Below are 18,079 nucleotides of genomic sequence, written 5' to 3'. Positions count from 1 at the left end.
TGAAAGGCTCTGCGATGGCTGTGACCAGCACCTACACCGTTACCGGCATGACCTGTGGACACTGCGTTCAGGCGGTGACCGGCGAGCTCTCCGCGCTTCCGGGCGTGGGGGACGTGCAGGTCGACCTTGCCTCGGGCGCGGTCACGGTGACCAGCGACGCCCCGCTCACCGACGACGCGGTGCGTGCCGCTGTGGACGAGGCCGGCTACGAGCTCGCGCATGCCTGACGACCCACCGGGCAAGCCGGCCGCCGGCGATGAGCCTGTCGTTCTGGGCATCGTCGGCGCGCGCCGGGCCGCCCGAGTGGCGGGCACGCCGGCGGAAGCGGAGCCCGCGAGCCACGACGAGCCGCCGGTGGAGACGCCGGCGGGGGATCGGGCCGGGTTTCGGCTGGCGGCGTTCGGGGCGGTGCTCATCGTCGTGCTCTTCGCGGGGTACGGGCTGGGGCGGCTCAACAACTCGACCGCTTCGGCCTCGGCGCCACCGAGCAGCGGCGGCACGGGCATGCCCGGGATGCCGGGCATGACGGTCAACGAGAACCAGCCCCACGTGCACAACACCGACGGGACCGTCAGCCAGGGCGGCGCCACCGGCTCCGCCTCCACCTCGGGCGCGGCCTTCGGTGGGCTTTCGCTCAGCTCGGGTGGGCTGACGCTTGTTCCGAAGGGGACTTCTTTCCAAGCCGGTAAGGCGCAACGGCTCAGTTTCCAGATCACCGGCTCCGGTGGGGCGGCCGTCACGACGTACGCGATCGTGCATGACAAGCCCTTGCATTTGATCGTGGTGCGGCGGGATCTGAGCGGCTTCCAGCATCTGCATCCGACCATGGCGTCCGACGGCACCTGGGGCATCGATCTCACGTTGGCCGAGCCGGGGATCTACCGGATGATCGCCGACTTCACCGCTGTCGTCGGTGGACAGGAGACCGCCACCACGCTCGGCGCCGATCTGACCGTCGCCGGCGACTACGCCCCGGTCGCCCTGCCCGCTCCCACGGCTGATGCGGAGACCGGGGGCTTCCACGTCGCGTACGAGGGGAAACCCGACACCCGATCGACCCAGCCGATCCTGATGACCGTCACCGGGGCCGACGGCAAACCGGCCCGGCTCGACCCCTATCTCGGCGCGTTCGGGCATCTTGTGGTCATGCGGGAGGGCGACCTCGCGTACGTCCACGTGCACCCGGAGACGCAGCTGGTCGACGGCAAGGTCAAGTTCTGGCTGGCTCTGCCGAGCGCCGGCGCCTATCGGATGTTCTTCGACTTCCAGGTTGCCGGCGCGGTCCACACCGCGGCGTGGACCGCGCGCGTCGACTAGGAGAGCATTTTCTCCAACGCCGGCGTCACGCCCCACTGGGTCGTGAGCGCCTCGTACTCCGCCCGCTGCGCGTCGGTGGGCGGAGTCGTCGTCCTCCGGGCGCGCAGCAGCAGGTTGCGGGGCGTGTGGGCCGAGTCGATGAACTCGACCACCTCGACCTTGTAGCCGCGCAACCGCAGCAGGCCGGCCCGCAGCGAGTCGGTCAGCACGTCCGCGAACCGCTCGCGCATGATGGCGTGCCGGGTCAGCTCGCCGAACGGGGCCGGCGCCGGGCGGCCCTTCAGCTGCGCCGCGATGTCGTGGTGGCAGCACGGCGCGGCCAGCACCCACTCGGCGTTCCAGCTCACGGCCCGGGCCAGCGCCTGGTCGGTGGCCGTGTCGCAGGCGTGCAGCGCGAGCACCAGATCGGGATTGAACGGCAGCTCCGCGTCCTCGATCGTGCCCGCCACGAACGTGACGTCCTCGGCGCATCCCAGCTCGGCGGCCACCTCGGTGTTGCGTACCCGCTGGTCCTCCCGGACGTCGACCCCCACGACCTGGACCTTCACGCCCCGCCCGGTGAGATAGCGGTACGCGGCGAACGTCAGATAGGCGTTTCCGCAGCCCAGGTCGACCACGCGCAGCGGCGACGGCAGCTCGGCCGGCAGCGCGGCGGCCAGGGACCTCAGGAACGCGTCGACCTGGCGGCGCTTCGCCGCGTTGCCACCGATGACCTTGAAGAGCGGGTCGCCCGGATCGAGCAGCCACTGCTTGGCCCGGTCGTGCTCACTGGTCGCCGGAGCGGCGGCAACGGCGGCCGATCGGTGCACCTGTGCGTCACCCTTCTTGGTGACACGCAGCTGCAGCGTGCCCGTCGAGGACTCGACATGCCAGTTGCCGAAAGGCTCGCTGAGCAGCTCGTCGATGGCCGGCGAGGAAGGGTCGACGTTGCGGGTGAACGGACGGGAACCGTCGTTGGTCACGATCTGCAACTTCGGCCCGGCCTTGAGCGTCACCGGGCGTACCTCGGCACGAACGATTGATGGGGTGTGACCACGACGCTTGCCCGCCGCCACCGCACGGGTGAGACCGGGAGCAAGGATCATGTCCCGGACCTCGGCCAGGGCGTCGTCGAGCGATTGGGGCATCCCTCAATAATGCCTCGGAGCGGCGGGCACCCTCGCAAGTGCTTGCCGTGGCAAAAGACTAGGCTGTCGGCGCGAGAAGCGAGGTGCCACGTCGATGTCGTTGATGGCCGACCCGCCCGGGGCCGACCGGCTCTCCGTCCGCGTGCGCCGCGGCACCAGCGCCTGGCATGACGCCGCGCAGCGCAGCGGCTTCCTCGACGCCCTCGCGGGCGGCCGTCTGGCCTGGGAGGCCTACGCCGATCTGACCGCGCAGCATTGGTTCATCTACGAGGCGCTGGAGTCGGCCGCCACGACCATGGCCGACGATCCGGTCGTCGCCACCTTCCTCTTTCCCGAGCTGCGGCGCCTGCCTTCGCTCGAGGCCGACCTGCGTTTCCTGTACGGCCCGAACTGGCTGGACCAGGCGACCGCGCTGCCCGCCACGACCGTCTACTGCACGCGGTTGCGTGACGTGGCGTTCCGCGCTTCGACGGGCTTCGTGGCGCATCAGTACACGCGCTACATCGGCGATCTTTCCGGAGGCCAGTACCTAGGACCGGCGATTGCCCGGGCGTACGGCTTGCCGAGCCCCGACGGACACCGGTTCTTCCAGTTCGCCGGGGTCGACCCGCAGGCGTTCAAGGCGCACTACCGCGGCCTGCTCGACGGTGTGCCCTGGTCGCACCCCGAGCAGAACGAGTTCATCGCGGAGGTCTCCGAGGCGTACCGCCTCAATATCGACCTGCTGACCGAGTTGCAGCACAAATGGAGCTGACATGACGGACCCGTTCACTCCCGAGGTCGTGGAGCAGATCGCCCACCACATGAACGGCGACCACGCCGAGGACAACGTGCTGATCGTGCGCGCGCTCGGCGGCATGCCGACCGCGACGGCGGCCCGGATGTCCGGGCTGGACGCCGACGCGATGGAGTTCGCCGCGGTGGTCGACGGGATCGAGGTGCCGGTGCGCATACCGTTCTCGGAGCACCTCACCGAACGCCGTCAGGTGCGGGCCGAGGCAGTCCGCATGTACCGGGACGCCTGCGCCGCCCTGAACGAAGAGCCCCGCCACTGAGTGACGGGGCTCTTTCGGTAGTACGGAATCAGGCGGTCGTTCCCACGCCGGCTTCCGAGCCGCCGGTCATCTCGGCCGGAGCGCCGGCTGCCTCGGTTGCGTTGGTTGCCTCAGGCGCGTTGGTTGCCTCAGTCGCGTTGGTTGCCTCAGGCGCGTCGGTCGCCTCGGTCGCGGAACCCGAGCCGGATCCACGGCTTCCCCGGCCGCCACGGCGACGGCGGCGGCGCGGCGCGCCCTCGTCGTCCCCCTCCGGAGCCGACGATTCGGAGATTTCCGAAATGTCGGAAGCGGTGGGCTCGGTGTCGGTGCTGTCGGAGAAGATCGGCGTGGACACTCGGCGACGGGTCCGGGTCCGGGGCTTGACCTCCGCCTGGTCCGAGCCGGTGGCGTCCGAGTCGGTGGCTACCGAGCCTGTGGCTACCGAGCCTGTGGCAACCGAGCCTGCGGTGTGCGAGCCTGCGGTGTCCGAGTCGATCGCCTCGGTGGCCGCCGGGGCGTCCGCGCCCGGCTCGGAGACCCGGCGACGACGGCGCTGGCGCTTGGGACGCTCGGCCTCGTCATCGCCGCCGCTCGAAGGCGCGGAGCTGGACGGGCCCGAGCTGGACGGCGCCGATCCGCCACGCGGTGAACGTCCACCGCGCCCACGGTCGCGGTCGCCCCGTCCGCCGCCGTCACGGCGACGGCGTCCTCCTCCGCCCAGGTCCTCCTCGACCTCGGCCGACAGGCCGGCCCGGCTGCGGTCGGCGGTCGGCAGCGTGCCCGAGACGTCGGCCGGGATGTCCAGGTCGCTGAACAGGGCCGGGCTCGTGTGGTACGTCTCCGGCGGCTGCGGCATGTTCAGGCCCAGCGACTTGTCGATGAGGACCCAGCGGGGCATGTCCTCCCAGTCGACGAAGGTCACCGCGACGCCGGTCGCGCCGGCACGGCCGGTGCGGCCGATGCGGTGCGTGTACGTCTCGGGGTCTTCCGGGCAGTCGTAGTTGATCACGTGGGTGACGCCGGAGACGTCGAGGCCGCGGGCCGCGACGTCGGTGGCCACGAGCACGTCGATCTTGCCGGTGCGGAACGCCCGCAGGGCGCGCTCGCGCGCACCCTGGTTCAGGTCACCGTGCACCGCGGCGACCGCGAAGCCGCGGAAGTCGAGGTCTTCGGCGACCCGGTCGGCGGCCCGCTTGGTGCGCGTGAAGATCATCGTGAGGCCGCGGCCGTTGGCCTGCAGGATGCGCGCGACCATCTCGAGCTTGTTCAGCGGGTGGGTGCGGTAGACGACCTGCTTGGTCAGCGGCGACGCGGCGCTGTCGGCGGTGTGGCCGGCGTGGATCGTCACCGGGTGGTGCAGGAAGCGCCGGGACAGCGCCACGATCGGGTCGGGCATGGTGGCCGAGAAGAGCATCGTCTGGCGCTGCTCGGGGAGCATGGCCAGGATCTTCTCGACGTCCTCGAGGAAGCCCAGGTCGAGCATGCGGTCGGCCTCGTCGAGCACGAGCGCCTTGATCGAGGTGAGCTTGAGCTGCTTCTGCTTGGCCAGGTCGAGCAGGCGGCCGGGCGTGCCGACCAGGATCTCGACGCCCTTCTTGAGCGCCTCGACCTGCGGCTCGTAGGCGACGCCGCCGTAGATCGGGAGGACGCGCACGCCGCGGGTGCTGCCGGCCGCGGCCAGGTCACGGGCGACCTGGAGGCCGAGCTCGCGGGTGGGCACGACGACGAGGGCCTGCGGCTTGCCGTCGGCGCCCTCGGACGGCGCGGTCATGCGCTCGAGGATGGGCAGGCCGAAGCCGAGGGTCTTGCCGGTGCCGGTCGGCGCCTGGCCGATCAGGTCGGTGCCGCGCAGCGCGATGGGCAGCGCGTATTCCTGGATGGCGAAGGCCCGGGTGATGCCGGCCTTGGCCAGCGCCTCGACGGTTTCGGCACGGACGCCCAGCTCGGCGAAGGTGGGGCTGTCGACGCGGACCGGAGCGCGATCGGTGACTGGTACCAGTGCGGGTTCAGTGGACTCGATGTCGGTCATGAAGTTTTACGGGTGCCTCTCGTGGTGCGCCCGTGGAAGTCTGGGGCGCGGTATGGGTAGGGCGCGGGCCACACGCTGGAAAAGCGGGCCGCGCGCGCGTTGGCCGCCACAATCAGTGGAGATGGCGATCGGAGGAGATCGACGTCGACGGCAACTACGCCATTCTACCTGACTCCGCGATCGTGCACCTCAGAGCGGATATACGCCGAGGGCGCCCCCTCGAAATGAAGGGGCGCCCTCGTGCGGTGCTGAAGCGAATCAGCGCGAGGTGAAGCCGAACGGCCGGTTGCTCGACTCGGCGATCTCCACGTAGGCCACCTTGGCGATCGGAATGATCACCTTGCGGCCCTTTTCATCTGTGAGCGACAGGACGCTGTCCTTGGCCATCGCCTCGGTCACGGCCTGCTCGACCTCCGCCGGGGTCTGCGCGCTCTCGAGCACCAGCTCACGCGGCGTGTGCTGCACGCCGATCTTGACCTCCACGGGGCCCTCCCTTTTCGCGGTCTTACCGCTGGCAAGGCTATCCGATTTCCGCCGCCGCGCCCCCCGATGTGCCGCCCTGTAGCGGGAAGCTGGCGATCCCGCGCCAGATCAGCGCAGCTACGAGCGCTTCGGCTTCAGCTTTGGGCGTACGCCGGCCGTTCGCCAGCCAGAACTGGGCCGACTGTCCGGCCGCGCCGACGAGGCCGGACGCGAGCAGCTCGGCCTGGTCGCCGCTGAGGTTGGTGTCGGAGATGATCGTGTCGGTGACGGCCGCGATGCAGCCCTGCTCGACGCGCTCGACCCGCTGCCGCACCTGGGCGTCGTTGCGCAGATCGGACTCGAAGACGAGACGGAACGCCTCGCTCTCGTGGTCCATGAAGTCGAAGTACGCCCGGACGGCGCCCTTGACCCGCTCCTTGTTGTCCGCCGTGGCGAGCATGGCGTCACGAACCTTGGCGATTATCGCGTCGCAGTGCGTGTCCAGCAGCGCCAGGTAGAGCTCCAGCTTGCCGGGGAAGTGCTGGTAGAGGACGGGCTTGGAGACGCCGGCCTTCTCCGCGATGTCGTCCATCGCGGCCGCGTGGTAGCCGTGCGCCACGAAGACCTGCTGAGCGGCGGCCAGCAGCTGCTTGCGGCGCGCGGAGCGCGGCAGCCGGGTCGGCCGTGCGGTCTGGGCCCCGCCGGATGCAGCGGTCATATCTGTCGAACCTCCAGGGGGAGCCTGCTCGGATTGCCCGGATCGGCGTGTGATGCTGTCGTCGGGCAATTGTCGCGCCGCTGCAACTTATCGCCACTGCAACCACACGGTAGCCTCAGCGGGGGCGGAGCGAGGAGCGCGCGGTGGATGAATCAGGGCATTCCGGAGACACCGGAGCCGCGGAGAGCGGCGACGGTGGTGAGTCGCGTGAGCGCACCAGGGTGAACGGCTGGGCGACCTCCGACAGCCCTTGGTCCTACCAGGGTCCCGCGGCCGATCCGGAGTCCGAGGTGCCGGCGTGGCGCCGTTCCGGGGCCGAGAGCCGAGCGTTCCCGCGTAATCCGGCATTTCCGTCATCGGCCGTCCCCGCTTCGAGTGCGCCCGCACCCGCCCCGCCCGGCTTCGTCGAGGCCGGCCGCACCGGCGAGATTCCCCCGTCCGTGGCGCCCGAGTCACCCGCGCCGCGCTGGGACAACCGCCCCCGCTACAGCGACCTCCTCTCCCACCTGGCCCCGTCGTCCGGCACGAGCGCCCCCTCGTCCGACGCGAGCGCACCGTCCTCCGGCACGAGCGCCGCGTCCTCCGGCACGAGCGCCCCGTCCTCCGGCGCGGGCGCCCCGTATTCCGGCGCGAGCGCCCCGTCCTCGGGCATGAGTGCCCCGTCGTCCGGCACAGGCGCCTCGTTCTCAGGCACGGGCGCCTCTTTCTCCGGCACGGGCGCCTCGTTTTCCGGTGCGAGCGCTCCGTCGTCCGGCACGGGCGCCTCATTCGCCGGCGCGAGCGCGCTGTCGTCCGAGACGCGCCCGCAGAGCCTTTCCAATTCGCCGCCGCCGATCGCGCAGACCAGCGCGCCCGCCCATCCCGGCATGACCACCGGCGAGATCCGCGAGCCGGGCCTGCGCACCGGCGAGATCCGCGAGCCCGGCCTGCGTACCGGCGACCCGCTCATGTCGCTGCGCCGCTTCGATGTGCCGACACCCAACAGCGCACCCCCTTATCCGTACGAGGGTGACCTCGACGAGACGCAGGACGCGCCGCCCCCGCCGCCGATCGCCCGGCAGCGCTCCGCCGTGCCGATGGTCCGCCCGGCCGCGCCCGACGCCCGACGCCCCGACTGGGACGCCGGCGAGCCGGCGCGGCACGCTCTGAACACCCCGGCCCAGGGCGTTCCCCGGGTCGAGCGGGTACGTCCCGAGGCCGCCGCCGAGGAGCCCGAGCCGTCCCGCCCGGCGTACGACCCGTCGAGCTTCCCGCGCCGCCTGTCCTACGAGCCGCCGACCCCGGCGCCGTACGAGCCGCCGTTCGGGGGATTCGGCAGCCGGGCCGGCGAGACCGACCCGCGAGGGTTGCCCCAGCGCGTGCCGGCCCAGCCGGACGTGCCCCAGGTTCCGGAGCCGCCATTGGTGGAGCCCACCGCCGAGACGCCCGCGCTGGCGCGGATCGCCACCCATCTGCGCCGCGGTGACGTGCTGCCGGTCGAGGAACGCCAGGAGGGTTTCGACGTGCGAGCGATCCTCGCCGCGGTCCGTGAGGTCGAGGGTGTCCGGGACGCCTCGCTGCGCTCCACCCCGGCCGGCGCGCACAGCCTGCGCCTCGACCTGGCCGAGGGCGCCGACCCGGCCGAGGTGAGCCGCCAGGTCGCCCGCCTGCTCCAGGACCGGATGGGCCTCGACGCCGCCATGCAGGGCGAGGGCCAGCCCACCCCGCCCCCGGCCGACTCACCGGCCCCGGCGCCGGTCTCACCGTCCGCGCTCGTTCCCCGGGCCCGCCCACAGGTGCCCACGGCCTCCCACGCGCCGACGACCTCGCAGGCCCCGGCGTCCGCCGCCCCGGTCTCCCCGGCCCGGACCTCCGCCCCCTCCGCCGGCCCGGCCTCTCCCGCCTGGTCCTCCGAGACGCCTTCCGCCCGCCTTCCCGAGACGTCTCCCGCCTGGTCTTCCGAGGCGCCGGCCCCTTCCTCCCGGCCCTCGACGGCGCCGACATCTCCCGCCTGGTCCTCCGAGGCCTCGCCGACTTCCACGCCGACTTCCACGCCGACGTCCTCTTCGGGCTCGACGGCTCCCTCGCAGGTCTCCGCGGCGCCGGTCTCACCCGCCCGATCGTCCACGGCGCCGGTGTCACCCGCCCGGTCGTCTACAGCCCCGGTGTCACCCTCCCGGTCGTCCACGGCGCCGACGTCTCCCGCTCGCTCCTTCCCGGCGCCGGCCTCAGCGCCGCCGATCAGCCCGGCGGAGCAGCTGGCGCCCGTCTCCTCCCCGCCGGCCGCGGCGACGCGCCCCGACACACCGGCACGCTCGGACCCGGGGACGCGCTTCGATCCGACACGCCCAGATCCGACACGCCAGGATGCGGGGGCGCGGGCGGACACAGCGCGCTCGGACCAGGGCCGCTCCGACACGCTGGGCCGGCCCGACACGCTGGGCCGGCCCGACACGCTGGCGCGTTCGGACTCGGCGCGGTCGGATCGGGGCACGCGCTCCGACACGGCACGGTCGGACACCACGACGCGCCCGGGCGGCCGGGCCGCCGCCGCCCCACAGGCAACGGCGACCCCCACGCGATCGGCCGAGCCGGTGTCGCGCCGGAGTGAGATCTTGGCGCAGCACGCCAAGCCGGACACCTCCGAGACCTTGGAGGGGGCCGAGGTCGTACCCAGTGGCCTCGACTGCGGCCCGCCCCGCCCGCTCTATCCCGGCGAGCATCCCGGTCCCCGCGTCGTCATCGAGAACGTCCAGGTCAACACCTTCGGCGCCGATGCCACGGTCGAGGTCAAGCTGGCCGTCGGCCCGCGCACCGCGTCCGGTGTGGCCACCGGCCCGGCCGTGGACGGCTATCTGCTGCGGCTCTGCGCCATGGCCACCGCCGGCGCCGTCGACGAACTGCTGGCCACCTCCGAACATCCCGAAGGGCCGGCCCGCTGCTTTGTGGAGCACGCCGCCGCCGTCCCGTTCGGAGCATCCCAGGTCGCCGTCGTCGTGCTCTTGCTGTCCTGTGGCGGCTGGGTGGAGCAGCTGGCCGGCTCGGCCGTGGTGACCAGCGACGACCGGCACGCGATGGTCCGGGCCACTCTGGCCGCGGTCAACCGCCGGCTTGAGGCACTCTTGACCAGATGAGAGGCGCGATCCTGGCTCCCGACGGCGCACTGCTGCCGGAGGGCGAAGCACCAGCACCCTGGCCCGCCCGCAGGGTCACGATCGGCGGGGCGATGCTGCACGTCCGGGACACCCCCGGCACCAGCTCCACCGCCGAGCCGGCCGTCTACGTGCACGGTCTCGGCGGTTCGTCGCAGAACTTCACCGACGTCGCCGGCCTGCTCGCCGAGCGGTTCGACGCGCAGGCGGTCGACCTGCCCGGCTTCGGATACAGCGATCCGAGCCCGCGCTATTCGATCCCCGCGTTCGCCGCCACCTTGATCGGATATCTCGAGCACGACGGCCGTGGCCCGGTCCATCTGGTCGGCAACTCACTGGGCGGGTCCATCGCCGTACGGGTCGCCGCTCTGCGCCCTGATCTCGTGCGGACCCTCACTCTGATCTCACCCGCGATGCCGTTCCTCGACCCACGGCGTACGGCGCAAGGTCCTGTCCTGCCCTTGCTTGCCTTGCCGCGTGCCCATCGCTTGCTTGCGTGGGGAATGGCCCGGCTGACCGCCGAGGAGATGGCCGAGCAGGTCTTGGCCGCGTGCTTCGGCGACACCAGCAAGGTCACCCCGCAGCGCCGGGCCGAGGCCATGGAGGAGATCAAGCTCCGCTACACGGTCGCGCACTATCCGAAGGCCTATCTCGGGACGCTGCGCGGACTGGTCTCCAGCTTCCTGCGGGCGTACCTGCCGGGGGAGAACTCGCAATGGCGTCTCGCGGCCCGGGTCGAGGCGCCGACGCTGGTCATCGGCGGCCTCAACGACAAGCTGGTCGACGCGCGGGTGCCGGTGCAGGTGGCCCGTACGATCCCGGACTCGCGCCTGTTGATCCTGCCCGGCGTCGGTCATGTCGCCCAGATGGAGGTGCCGCGCCTGGTGGCCCGCGCCGTCGTGGGCATGCTGGACGACGTCGCGGCCCCGGTCGGCCGATAGCGAAACCGGCTACACAAGATCCATACGGTGCGACAGTCCCCGGCCTCGTGTGCGAGGCTGGCGGACGATGATCGACGAAGCACCGGCACCGCGAAGAGACCGTCCCGATCGGTGGCGGCGCTGGTGGCTTGTGGTGTTCGCCCTGGTCATCGTGGTTGCCGCGGGCTTCGCGGTGGGCCGGCGCATCGAGCAGGGCAACCCGGCGTCGGCCGCGCCCTCGGTCTCGTCCGCGCCCGTCGTCGCCTCCTCACCGACGTACTCCTCCTCGCCGGCGCCTTCGATCGAAGCGACCACGGCGCCCTTGAACGAAGCGACCACGGCGCCTTTGATCGAAGCGACCACCAAGCCGGCGCCGACGAAGGCCACCCCGCCGCCCACGCACGGTCCGGGCGTTTTCACGTACGCCGCCACGCGCGGCCCGGTGATCGGCACGAAGGGGCCGCTGCGCCGTTTCAAGGTGGCCGTCGAGCGGGGCAGCGGCGAGAACGTGACCGAGTTCGCGGCCGCCGTCGCCGGCACGCTGGGTGACAAGCGCAGCTGGACCGGCACCGGCCAGCTGCGGCTCCAGATGGTCCCGGGCGCGGAGAAGGCCGACTTCACGGTCTTCCTGGCCACCCGCGACACCGCCGGCAAGATGTGCCTTCAGGGCGGCACCAACATCCGGGTCGGCGGCGTCCCGTACACCTCGTGCCGCACGACCGGGCGCGCCATCATCAACCTCGATCGCTGGCGGCTCTCCGCGCCGCCGTACCTCAAAGCAAAGGTCTCCCTCGGCGTCTATCGGCAGTACGTGATCAACCACGAGGTCGGCCACGAGCTCGGACATCACCATCAGAACTGCCCCAAGGCCGGCGGACCGGCTCCGGTGATGGTGCAACAGACATTGACCTTGCGAGGTTGTACGGCCTACGCGTGGCCCACGCGCAACGGCAAGATCTTCACCGGACCGGCCATCTAAAATTCCCGCATCCCGCATGTCGGGCCGGTGGTGATTGTCATGGCCCCCATCGGCCGGTACGAGCGACAATGGGTCCCGATCCTTACCGTCAACCCGGGGAGTTAACGTGGCACTGCCCCCGCTCGTCGAGCCGGCCGCAGAGCTGTCGATCGATGAGATCCGCCGCTATTCGCGGCACCTGATCATCCCGGATGTCGGGATGGACGGTCAGAAGCGGCTGAAGAACGCCAAGGTCCTGGTCGTCGGCGCGGGCGGTCTCGGTTCGCCGGCGCTGCTCTACCTGGCCGCGGCCGGCGTGGGCACGCTGGGCATCGTCGACTTCGACACGGTCGACGAGTCCAACCTGCAGCGCCAGGTCATCCACGGCGTCTCCGACGTGGGCCGGCCCAAGGCCGAGTCCGCCGCGGCGAGCATTCGCGAGATCAACCCGCTGGTGAACGTGGTCATCCACAACACCGCGCTCGACCGCGACAACGTCAAGGAGATCTTCAGCCAGTACGACCTGATCGTCGATGGCACCGACAACTTCGCGACGCGTTACATGGTCAACGACGCCGCGGTGCTGCTCGGCAAGCCGTACGTCTGGGGCTCGATCTATCGTTTCGACGGCCAGGCCTCGGTCTTCTGGGAGGAGCACGGTCCCTGCTACCGCTGCCTCTACCCGGAGCCCCCGCCGCCCGGCATGGTGCCGAGCTGCGCCGAGGGCGGCGTCCTCGGCGTGCTGTGCGCGTCGATCGGCTCGATCCAGGTCAACGAGGCCATCAAGCTGATCACCGGCATCGGTGAGCCGCTGGTCGGCCGGCTCATGGTCTACGACGCCCTCGAGATGGAGTACCGCAAGATCAAGGTTCGCAAGGACCCGGACTGCGCGCTCTGCGGTGACAACCCGACCGTCACCGACCTGCTCGAGGACTACGAGGACTTCTGCGGCGCCGTCTCGGACGAGGCCCAGGAGGCCACGCTCGACGCCACGATCACCGCCCGTGAGCTGAAGGACTGGCAGGACGCCGGCAAGGACGTGTTCCTGGTCGACGTGCGCGAGCCCGCCGAGTACGAGATCAACCGGATCCCGGGCTCGGTCCTGATCCCCAAGGGCGAGATCCTGTCCGGCGAGGCGCTGTCGCGCTTCCCGCAGGACCGGCAGATCGTGCTGCACTGCAAGTCGGGCGTGCGCTCGGCCGAGGCGCTGGCCGCGATCAAGGCGGCCGGCTTCAAGGACGCCGTGCATGTCCAGGGCGGCATCGTGTCGTGGGTCAACACCGTCGACCCGTCACAGCCGTCGTACTGATACACCCATCGGGTGTCACGCTGGGGAGTCGTCCATCGATTCCCCAGCGTGATTACCGGCCGAGACGGCACAGCGGAACGCGTCCCGTGGTTGTAGCGTCACCGGAGTGGTAGATATCGACGCCGCCATCGGGTATGTCGTGGCGCACGGGGACCCGGTCGAGCGGGCGCGGCTGTCCTACCTGCGCACGGGGCAGCGTCCCGACCCGCAGGTGATCGAGCGCATCGTCGCCGGTCAGCTCGAGAGCGGGGGATGGCCCGCGGCGGCCGACGCCTCGACCCCCTCGATCGACGCCACCGCGTTCCGCCTCAACGAGCTCGACGACCTCGGCGGCCTGCACGGCGAGCCGGTCGACCGCGCGCTGGCCTGGCTGGCCACCGTGCAGCGCCAGGACGGCACCTGGCAGGAGGACGAGTCGCTGGCCGGCGAGGCGCCGGCGTGGGCGATGCCCGGCGATCCCGAGGCGACCCTCTACCTGACGGCCCTGGCCGGCTTCTGGATGACCGTGGCCGAGTTCGAGGCCCACCCCCATCTCGACGTGCCGGCCCGGTACGGCTCGGCGCTGGCCGCCGCGGCCCGGTGGGTCGTCGTCCAGCTGCGCCCGGACGGTACGTGGCCGTCCTTCCTGGCCGCCGGATGGCACGCGGCCGGCCTGCTGCACGGCCAGCAGTACTTCTACGAGTCGGCCCGCCTTCAGCTGGTCCTCGGCGACCGGCTGCCGGAGATGTCGCCGGCCGACATCGCCTCGATGGCGGCCGCGCTGCGCCGGATGAACCTGGGCGACGACTGGCTGTTGCAGAGCGTGCGCAAGCGGCTGGGCGACACCCAGCGCACCGACGGCGGCTGGGACAGCGCCGAGGGCCCGATCTTCGACGTGAACACCACGCTGACCGTGCTCCGCGCCTGCCGCTGAAACTCTCAGTGCCCGCACAGGTCGGACACAGGGTCAAGTGCTGCAACCAAGCTGCACCCCAATGTGCCTGCTCGGCTACCGTCCCGCTACCCGAGCGACATCACGCTCCGTAATAACGGCTTATGGGCTGTCCCGGACAAGACCGGCATAGTGATGGCAGGCCCAGCGAGGGCCGAGGCGAGGCGAAGATCCGCTGGGCGATGAAGATGGTCGCTCCAGTCCGGCGGGGAGTCAGTAGCGAAACCGGCGCCTCCTTACCTGGAGGAACGCCATCATGCGTAAGTCAATCAAGCGCGCCGTCGTCGCCGGTACCGCCATCGCCGCCGTGGGCGTGGTCGGGGTCTCGTACGCCGCCTGGGACGCCAACACCACGGGCAAGGCCTACGCCAAGGCCGAGACCGGCACGAACGTCGTGGTCACCCAGGCCACGACCGACGCCTCGCTGTTCCCCGGCGCCACCGGCGACGCGTACATCAAGGTCGAGAACCCGAACAAGTACCCGGTCCGCATCAGCAAGATCGCCTGGACCCCGTCGGACGGCGTCGCGGCGACCCCGGTCGCCGGCAGCACGTGCAACAACACCGGCGTCTACTTCGGTGACTTCAGCACCGGCCCGGTCGGCACCAACGGCGTTCTCGCCGGCCTCGAGCTGGACCTCAAGGCCGGCCAGACCCGGACCTTCAAGCTGAAGGACGCCGTCCGCATGATCAACAATTCGGAGAACGGCTGCCAGGGCGCGACCTTCAGCATCCCGGTCGCCGTCACCGCCGCCAGCAACGCCAGCTGATCCGGCTCCGGCGGCGGGGAGCGATCCTCGCCGCCGGCCCGTTCTCCGGAGATACCCATGAGAATGCCTCGTTCCGCGATCGGCGCCGGCCTGATGGCGCTCACTGTGCTGACCACCCCGGCGGCGGCCCTGGCCAACTGGGACGCGACCACCGACGGCCCGGCCGTCGTGCGGGCGGCCGAGCTGCCCCGCACCGGATCACCGGTGACGGCCGTGAGCGGCTCCCGGGTGAAGGTCGACTGGCCGAACACGACAGGGGTACCGATCCGCGGCTATCGGGTGACACGCATCGATCGGTCGACCGGACACACAGTCAGCGCGGCCGGCAGCTGCGGCGGCTTGGTGACGAAGAGCAGTTGCACGGACCGTCACGTCGGGGCCGGCCTGTGGTCGTACGAAATCGTCGCCGTAGCCGGAAAGAACTGGATCTCCCCGCCGGGCGTGAGCGCACCGATCCGCGTGGGCAGTGAGCCGACCGCAGTGGACAAGCCAACGTCACCCGCCCGGCCCGAGCCGTCGAGTTCACCCGAGTCGACCCATACGCCCGGGCCGTCCAACCCGCCGGAGTCCTCCAACGCGCCCGAGCCGTCCAACCCGCCGGAGTCGTCCAACGCGCCCAAGCCGTCCGACGCGCCCGAGCCGACAGCCTCGCCGCGGCCGTCGCCGCCCTCAATGTCGCCGCGGCCGTCATTGCCCTCGGCCTCGCCATCGGCGCCGGCATCCTCAAGGACTTCGTCCGCCCCGTCTCCTTCGGCTTTGCCAACAGGGTCGTAAAAGTCCGCCAAGCCCGCATCGTCCGCAAACCGAAATCTCGGGCAAGCCCGAAATATCCGGCTGAGCTGGCGGCGTCGCCGAATCCCCAGTCGGCTGACTCTGCGCTCGGCGGAAAGTGGCTCTCCGGACAAATCCGAAAAGTCGGGCCGGGAGGTCGACGTGGAGTCGGCGGGCTGGCGGCCTCGCGCTACTTCGTCCTACCTCGTGTGGCCGTTGCCGGTGACGATGTACTTCGTCGAGGTCAGCTCGGGCAGACCCATCGGGCCCCGGGCGTGCAGTTTCTGGGTGCTGATGCCGATCTCGGCGCCGAAGCCGAACTCGCCGCCGTCGGTGAAACGGGTCGAGGCGTTGATCATTACCGCGGCGGCGTCGACACGGGCGGCGAAGCGGCGGGTGGCCGCCAGCGACTCGCTGATGATCGCCTCGGTGTGGCCGGTGCCGTAGCGGCGGATGTGCTCCAGCGCGTCGTCGAGCGAGTCGACCACGCCGACTGAGATGTCGGCCGACAGATATTCCGTTCCCCAGTCCTCTTCGGTCGCCGGCACCACGTTCTCGTCGTACGGCGACACCCGGGCGTCGCCGTGCACCGTCACCCCCGCGTCGGCCAGCTCGGCCAGCATCAGCGGCAGGAAGCGGTCGGCGATCTCGCTGTGCACCAGCAGCGACTCCGCCGTGTTGCACACCGACAGGCGCTGCGTCTTCGAGTTCAGCACCACCGCGAGCGCCTTTTCCAGGTCGGCTGCCTCATCGACGTACACATGGCAATTGCCCACGCCCGTCTCGATCACCGGCACCGTCGACTCCTCGACCACTGCCTTGATCAGCGAGGCGCCGCCGCGCGGGATCAGGACGTCGACCAGGCCGCGCGCCCGCATCAGCTCCTTCACCGAGTCGCGGGTCGTGGCGTCGAGCAACTGGATCGTGTCGGCCGGCAGGCCGGTGTCGGCGACCGCCTTGCGCAGCACCGCCACGATCGCCGCGTTCGAGCTGAGCGCCGAGCCCGAGCCGCGCAGCAGCACCGCGTTCCCCGACTTCAGGCAGATGCCGGCCGCGTCGGCCGTCACGTTCGGCCGGCCCTCGTAGACGATCCCGACCACGCCGAACGGCACCCTCACCTGGCGCAATTCGAGGCCGTTGGCCAGCGTCGAGCCGCGCACCACGTCGCCTACCGGGTCGGGCAGCGCCGCCAGCTCGCGCAGTCCGTCGGCCATCGCCGTGACGCGCTCGGGGGTCAGCGTCAGCCGGTCGATCATCGCGTCGGACAGCGAGGCCGCGCGCCCGTTCCGTACGTCGACCTCGTTGGCCGCGACGATGTCGCCGGTGCTCGCCTCCAGGCGGTCCGCCATCAGCAGGAGGGCTCGGTCCTTCTCGGCCCGTGTCGCGCTGGCCAGGTCGATCGAGGCCACCCGTGCGTCGGCGGCCTGCTGCAAGACGGTGCTCATGGTGGCCCTCTCAGAGGAGTACGAGGTCGTCGCGGTGGACTACTTCACGTTCATAGCCTGGCCCGAGCGCCGCGGCCAACTCGGGGGTGGAGCGTCCCAGCAGCGCCGGCAGCTCGACGGCGTCGTAGTTGACCAGCCCGCGAGCGACCGGGGCGCCCGAATCGGCGTCGACCAGGTCGACCGGGTCGCCGGCGGCGAACGAGCCGTCGACCGCCGTGATACCGGCCGGCAGCAGCGACTTGCGGCGCGCCACCACCGCGGCCACCGCGCCCGGGTCGAGGTGGAGCCGCCCGCGCGGCGCGGTGGCGTGGGCCAGCCAGAAGAGCCGGGCCGCGGGCCGGTGCGCCGCCGCCCGGAACAGCGTGCCGACCTCCTCGCCGGCCAGCACCGCGCCCGCCTGCGGGGCGGCCGTGAGCACGACCGGGATGCCGAATCCGGTGGCTATCCGGGCCGCCTCGACCTTGGTCACCATGCCGCCGGTGCCCACTCCCGACTTGCCCGGGGCGGCGATGCTGATGCCCTCGAGGTCGGAGTCGTCACCGACGTACGAGATCTTGCGGGAAGTGGGGTCGGACGGGCTGCCGGTGTAGAGCGCGTCCACATCGGAGAGCAGCACCAGCAGGTCGGCGTCGACCAGGGCCGCCACCAGCGCCGCGAGCCGGTCATTGTCGCCGAAGCGGATCTCCTCGGTGGCGACCGTGTCGTTCTCGTTCACGATCGGCAGGGCGCCCAGGTCGAGCAGTTTGCGCAGCGTGCGATAGGCGTTGCGGTAGTGCGCCCGCCGGGTCACGTCGTCGACGGTGAGCAGGATCTGGCCGACCGTCAGCCCGTGCCGCGCGAAGCCGGCCGTGTACCGCCCGATCAGCAGGCCCTGCCCGACCGACGCGGCTGCCTGCTGGGTGGCGAGGTCGCGTGGTCGCCGGCGCAGCCGCAGCGGGGCGAGCCCGGCCGCGATCGCTCCGCTGGACACCAGCACCACTTCGCGTCCGCCGGTCGCGAGACCGCCGAGCGCGTCGACCAGCGCGTCGACGCGCTGCTCATCGATACCGCCCGAGGCCGTGGTCAACGAGGACGAGCCCACCTTGACCACGATCCGCCGGGCATCGGTCACTTCTTCGCGCACCCGGCCAATTCTGCTCGGACGGGCGCCCGGAACCG

17 protein-coding genes are annotated in these 18,079 nt (G+C 71.2%); 10 read left to right on the top strand and 7 right to left on the bottom strand.

Annotated features, from left to right (window positions below; all coding sequences use genetic code 11):
- The first annotated feature begins 14 nt into the window (after positions 1–14).
- Both ACFY36_RS24985 and ACFY36_RS24980 read left to right on the top strand, forming a co-directional pair.
- Positions 15–227, top strand: a complete 213-nt coding sequence (locus ACFY36_RS24985) for a heavy-metal-associated domain-containing protein (RefSeq protein ID WP_499748348.1) — start codon at positions 15–17, stop codon at positions 225–227.
- Complete coding sequence (locus tag ACFY36_RS24980; protein WP_499748347.1) at positions 220–1,317, top strand: DUF8832 domain-containing protein; 1,098 nt, start codon at positions 220–222, stop codon at positions 1,315–1,317. The genes ACFY36_RS24985 and ACFY36_RS24980 overlap by 8 nt, the downstream gene beginning before the upstream one ends.
- On the opposite strand, the gene ACFY36_RS24975 is transcribed toward ACFY36_RS24980, so the two are convergent.
- A complete protein-coding gene (locus ACFY36_RS24975; protein ID WP_499748346.1) occupies positions 1,314–2,444 on the bottom strand; it encodes a class I SAM-dependent methyltransferase in 1,131 nt (376 codons plus the stop codon). The two genes, ACFY36_RS24980 and ACFY36_RS24975, sit on opposite strands and share 4 nt — an antisense overlap.
- A gap of 94 nt (positions 2,445–2,538) precedes the next feature.
- Between ACFY36_RS24975 and ACFY36_RS24970 the strand changes: the two genes are divergently transcribed.
- Both ACFY36_RS24970 and ACFY36_RS24965 read left to right on the top strand, forming a co-directional pair.
- The gene (locus ACFY36_RS24970) at positions 2,539–3,198 is read left to right on the top strand and encodes a biliverdin-producing heme oxygenase (RefSeq protein WP_499748345.1); all 660 of its coding nucleotides are present in this window, start codon (positions 2,539–2,541) and stop codon (positions 3,196–3,198) included.
- A gap of 1 nt (position 3,199) precedes the next feature.
- Positions 3,200–3,499 (top strand): DUF2470 domain-containing protein, encoded by a 300-nt coding sequence (locus tag ACFY36_RS24965; RefSeq protein ID WP_498694257.1) that lies wholly within the window; start codon positions 3,200–3,202, stop codon positions 3,497–3,499.
- A 28-nt stretch (positions 3,500–3,527) separates the two neighbouring features.
- Here the strand turns inward: ACFY36_RS24965 and ACFY36_RS24960 are convergent, their stop codons facing one another.
- The 3 genes from ACFY36_RS24960 to ACFY36_RS24950 all read right to left on the bottom strand — a co-directional run bounded on the left by ACFY36_RS24960 (position 3,528) and on the right by ACFY36_RS24950 (position 6,687).
- Entirely contained in the window at positions 3,528–5,507 is a 1,980-nt protein-coding gene (locus tag ACFY36_RS24960) for a DEAD/DEAH box helicase (protein ID WP_499748344.1), read from the bottom strand.
- Positions 5,508–5,765: 258 nt separating this feature from the next.
- Positions 5,766–5,990, bottom strand: a complete 225-nt coding sequence (locus ACFY36_RS24955) for a DUF3107 domain-containing protein (RefSeq protein ID WP_498656917.1) — start codon at positions 5,988–5,990, stop codon at positions 5,766–5,768.
- A 37-nt stretch (positions 5,991–6,027) separates the two neighbouring features.
- Positions 6,028–6,687: a TetR/AcrR family transcriptional regulator gene (locus ACFY36_RS24950; RefSeq protein ID WP_498656919.1), complete on the bottom strand. Its 660-nt coding sequence runs from the start codon at positions 6,685–6,687 to the stop codon at positions 6,028–6,030.
- Positions 6,688–6,830: 143 nt separating this feature from the next.
- Here ACFY36_RS24950 and ACFY36_RS24945 point away from each other — a divergent pair, with 143 nt between their 5' ends.
- The 6 genes from ACFY36_RS24945 to ACFY36_RS24920 all read left to right on the top strand — a co-directional run bounded on the left by ACFY36_RS24945 (position 6,831) and on the right by ACFY36_RS24920 (position 14,705).
- On the top strand, positions 6,831–9,800 hold the full coding sequence (locus tag ACFY36_RS24945) for a hypothetical protein (protein WP_499748343.1): 2,970 nt from the start codon (positions 6,831–6,833) through the stop codon (positions 9,798–9,800).
- Entirely contained in the window at positions 9,797–10,759 is a 963-nt protein-coding gene (locus ACFY36_RS24940; RefSeq protein ID WP_499748342.1) for an alpha/beta fold hydrolase, read from the top strand. The genes ACFY36_RS24945 and ACFY36_RS24940 overlap by 4 nt, the downstream gene beginning before the upstream one ends.
- Positions 10,760–10,826: 67 nt before the next feature.
- Entirely contained in the window at positions 10,827–11,717 is an 891-nt protein-coding gene (locus ACFY36_RS24935; RefSeq protein ID WP_499748341.1) for a DUF3152 domain-containing protein, read from the top strand.
- A gap of 106 nt (positions 11,718–11,823) precedes the next feature.
- The gene (moeZ, locus tag ACFY36_RS24930; protein ID WP_499748340.1) at positions 11,824–13,005 is read left to right on the top strand and encodes an adenylyltransferase/sulfurtransferase MoeZ; all 1,182 of its coding nucleotides are present in this window, start codon (positions 11,824–11,826) and stop codon (positions 13,003–13,005) included.
- A 106-nt stretch (positions 13,006–13,111) separates the two neighbouring features.
- On the top strand, positions 13,112–13,918 hold the full coding sequence (locus ACFY36_RS24925) for a prenyltransferase/squalene oxidase repeat-containing protein (protein WP_499748339.1): 807 nt from the start codon (positions 13,112–13,114) through the stop codon (positions 13,916–13,918).
- Positions 13,919–14,192: 274 nt separating this feature from the next.
- A complete protein-coding gene (locus ACFY36_RS24920) occupies positions 14,193–14,705 on the top strand; it encodes a hypothetical protein (protein WP_499748338.1) in 513 nt (170 codons plus the stop codon).
- A gap of 368 nt (positions 14,706–15,073) precedes the next feature.
- Here the strand turns inward: ACFY36_RS24920 and ACFY36_RS24915 are convergent, their stop codons facing one another.
- The 3 genes from ACFY36_RS24915 to proB all read right to left on the bottom strand — a co-directional run bounded on the left by ACFY36_RS24915 (position 15,074) and on the right by proB (position 18,044).
- On the bottom strand, positions 15,074–15,490 hold the full coding sequence (locus ACFY36_RS24915; protein ID WP_499748337.1) for a hypothetical protein: 417 nt from the start codon (positions 15,488–15,490) through the stop codon (positions 15,074–15,076).
- A gap of 186 nt (positions 15,491–15,676) precedes the next feature.
- On the bottom strand, positions 15,677–16,921 hold the full coding sequence (locus ACFY36_RS24910) for a glutamate-5-semialdehyde dehydrogenase (protein ID WP_499748336.1): 1,245 nt from the start codon (positions 16,919–16,921) through the stop codon (positions 15,677–15,679).
- 10 nt (positions 16,922–16,931) lie between these two features.
- Positions 16,932–18,044, bottom strand: coding sequence for a glutamate 5-kinase (gene proB, locus ACFY36_RS24905; protein ID WP_499748335.1), 1,113 nt, complete (start codon positions 18,042–18,044; stop codon positions 16,932–16,934).
- Positions 18,045–18,079 lie beyond the last annotated feature (35 nt).

The sequence above is a fragment of the Actinoplanes sp. NPDC000266 genome (assembly GCF_042899005.1).
Classification (GTDB): Bacteria; Actinomycetota; Actinomycetes; order Mycobacteriales; family Micromonosporaceae; genus Actinoplanes.
This window is presented reverse-complemented; position numbering and strand designations above follow the sequence as displayed.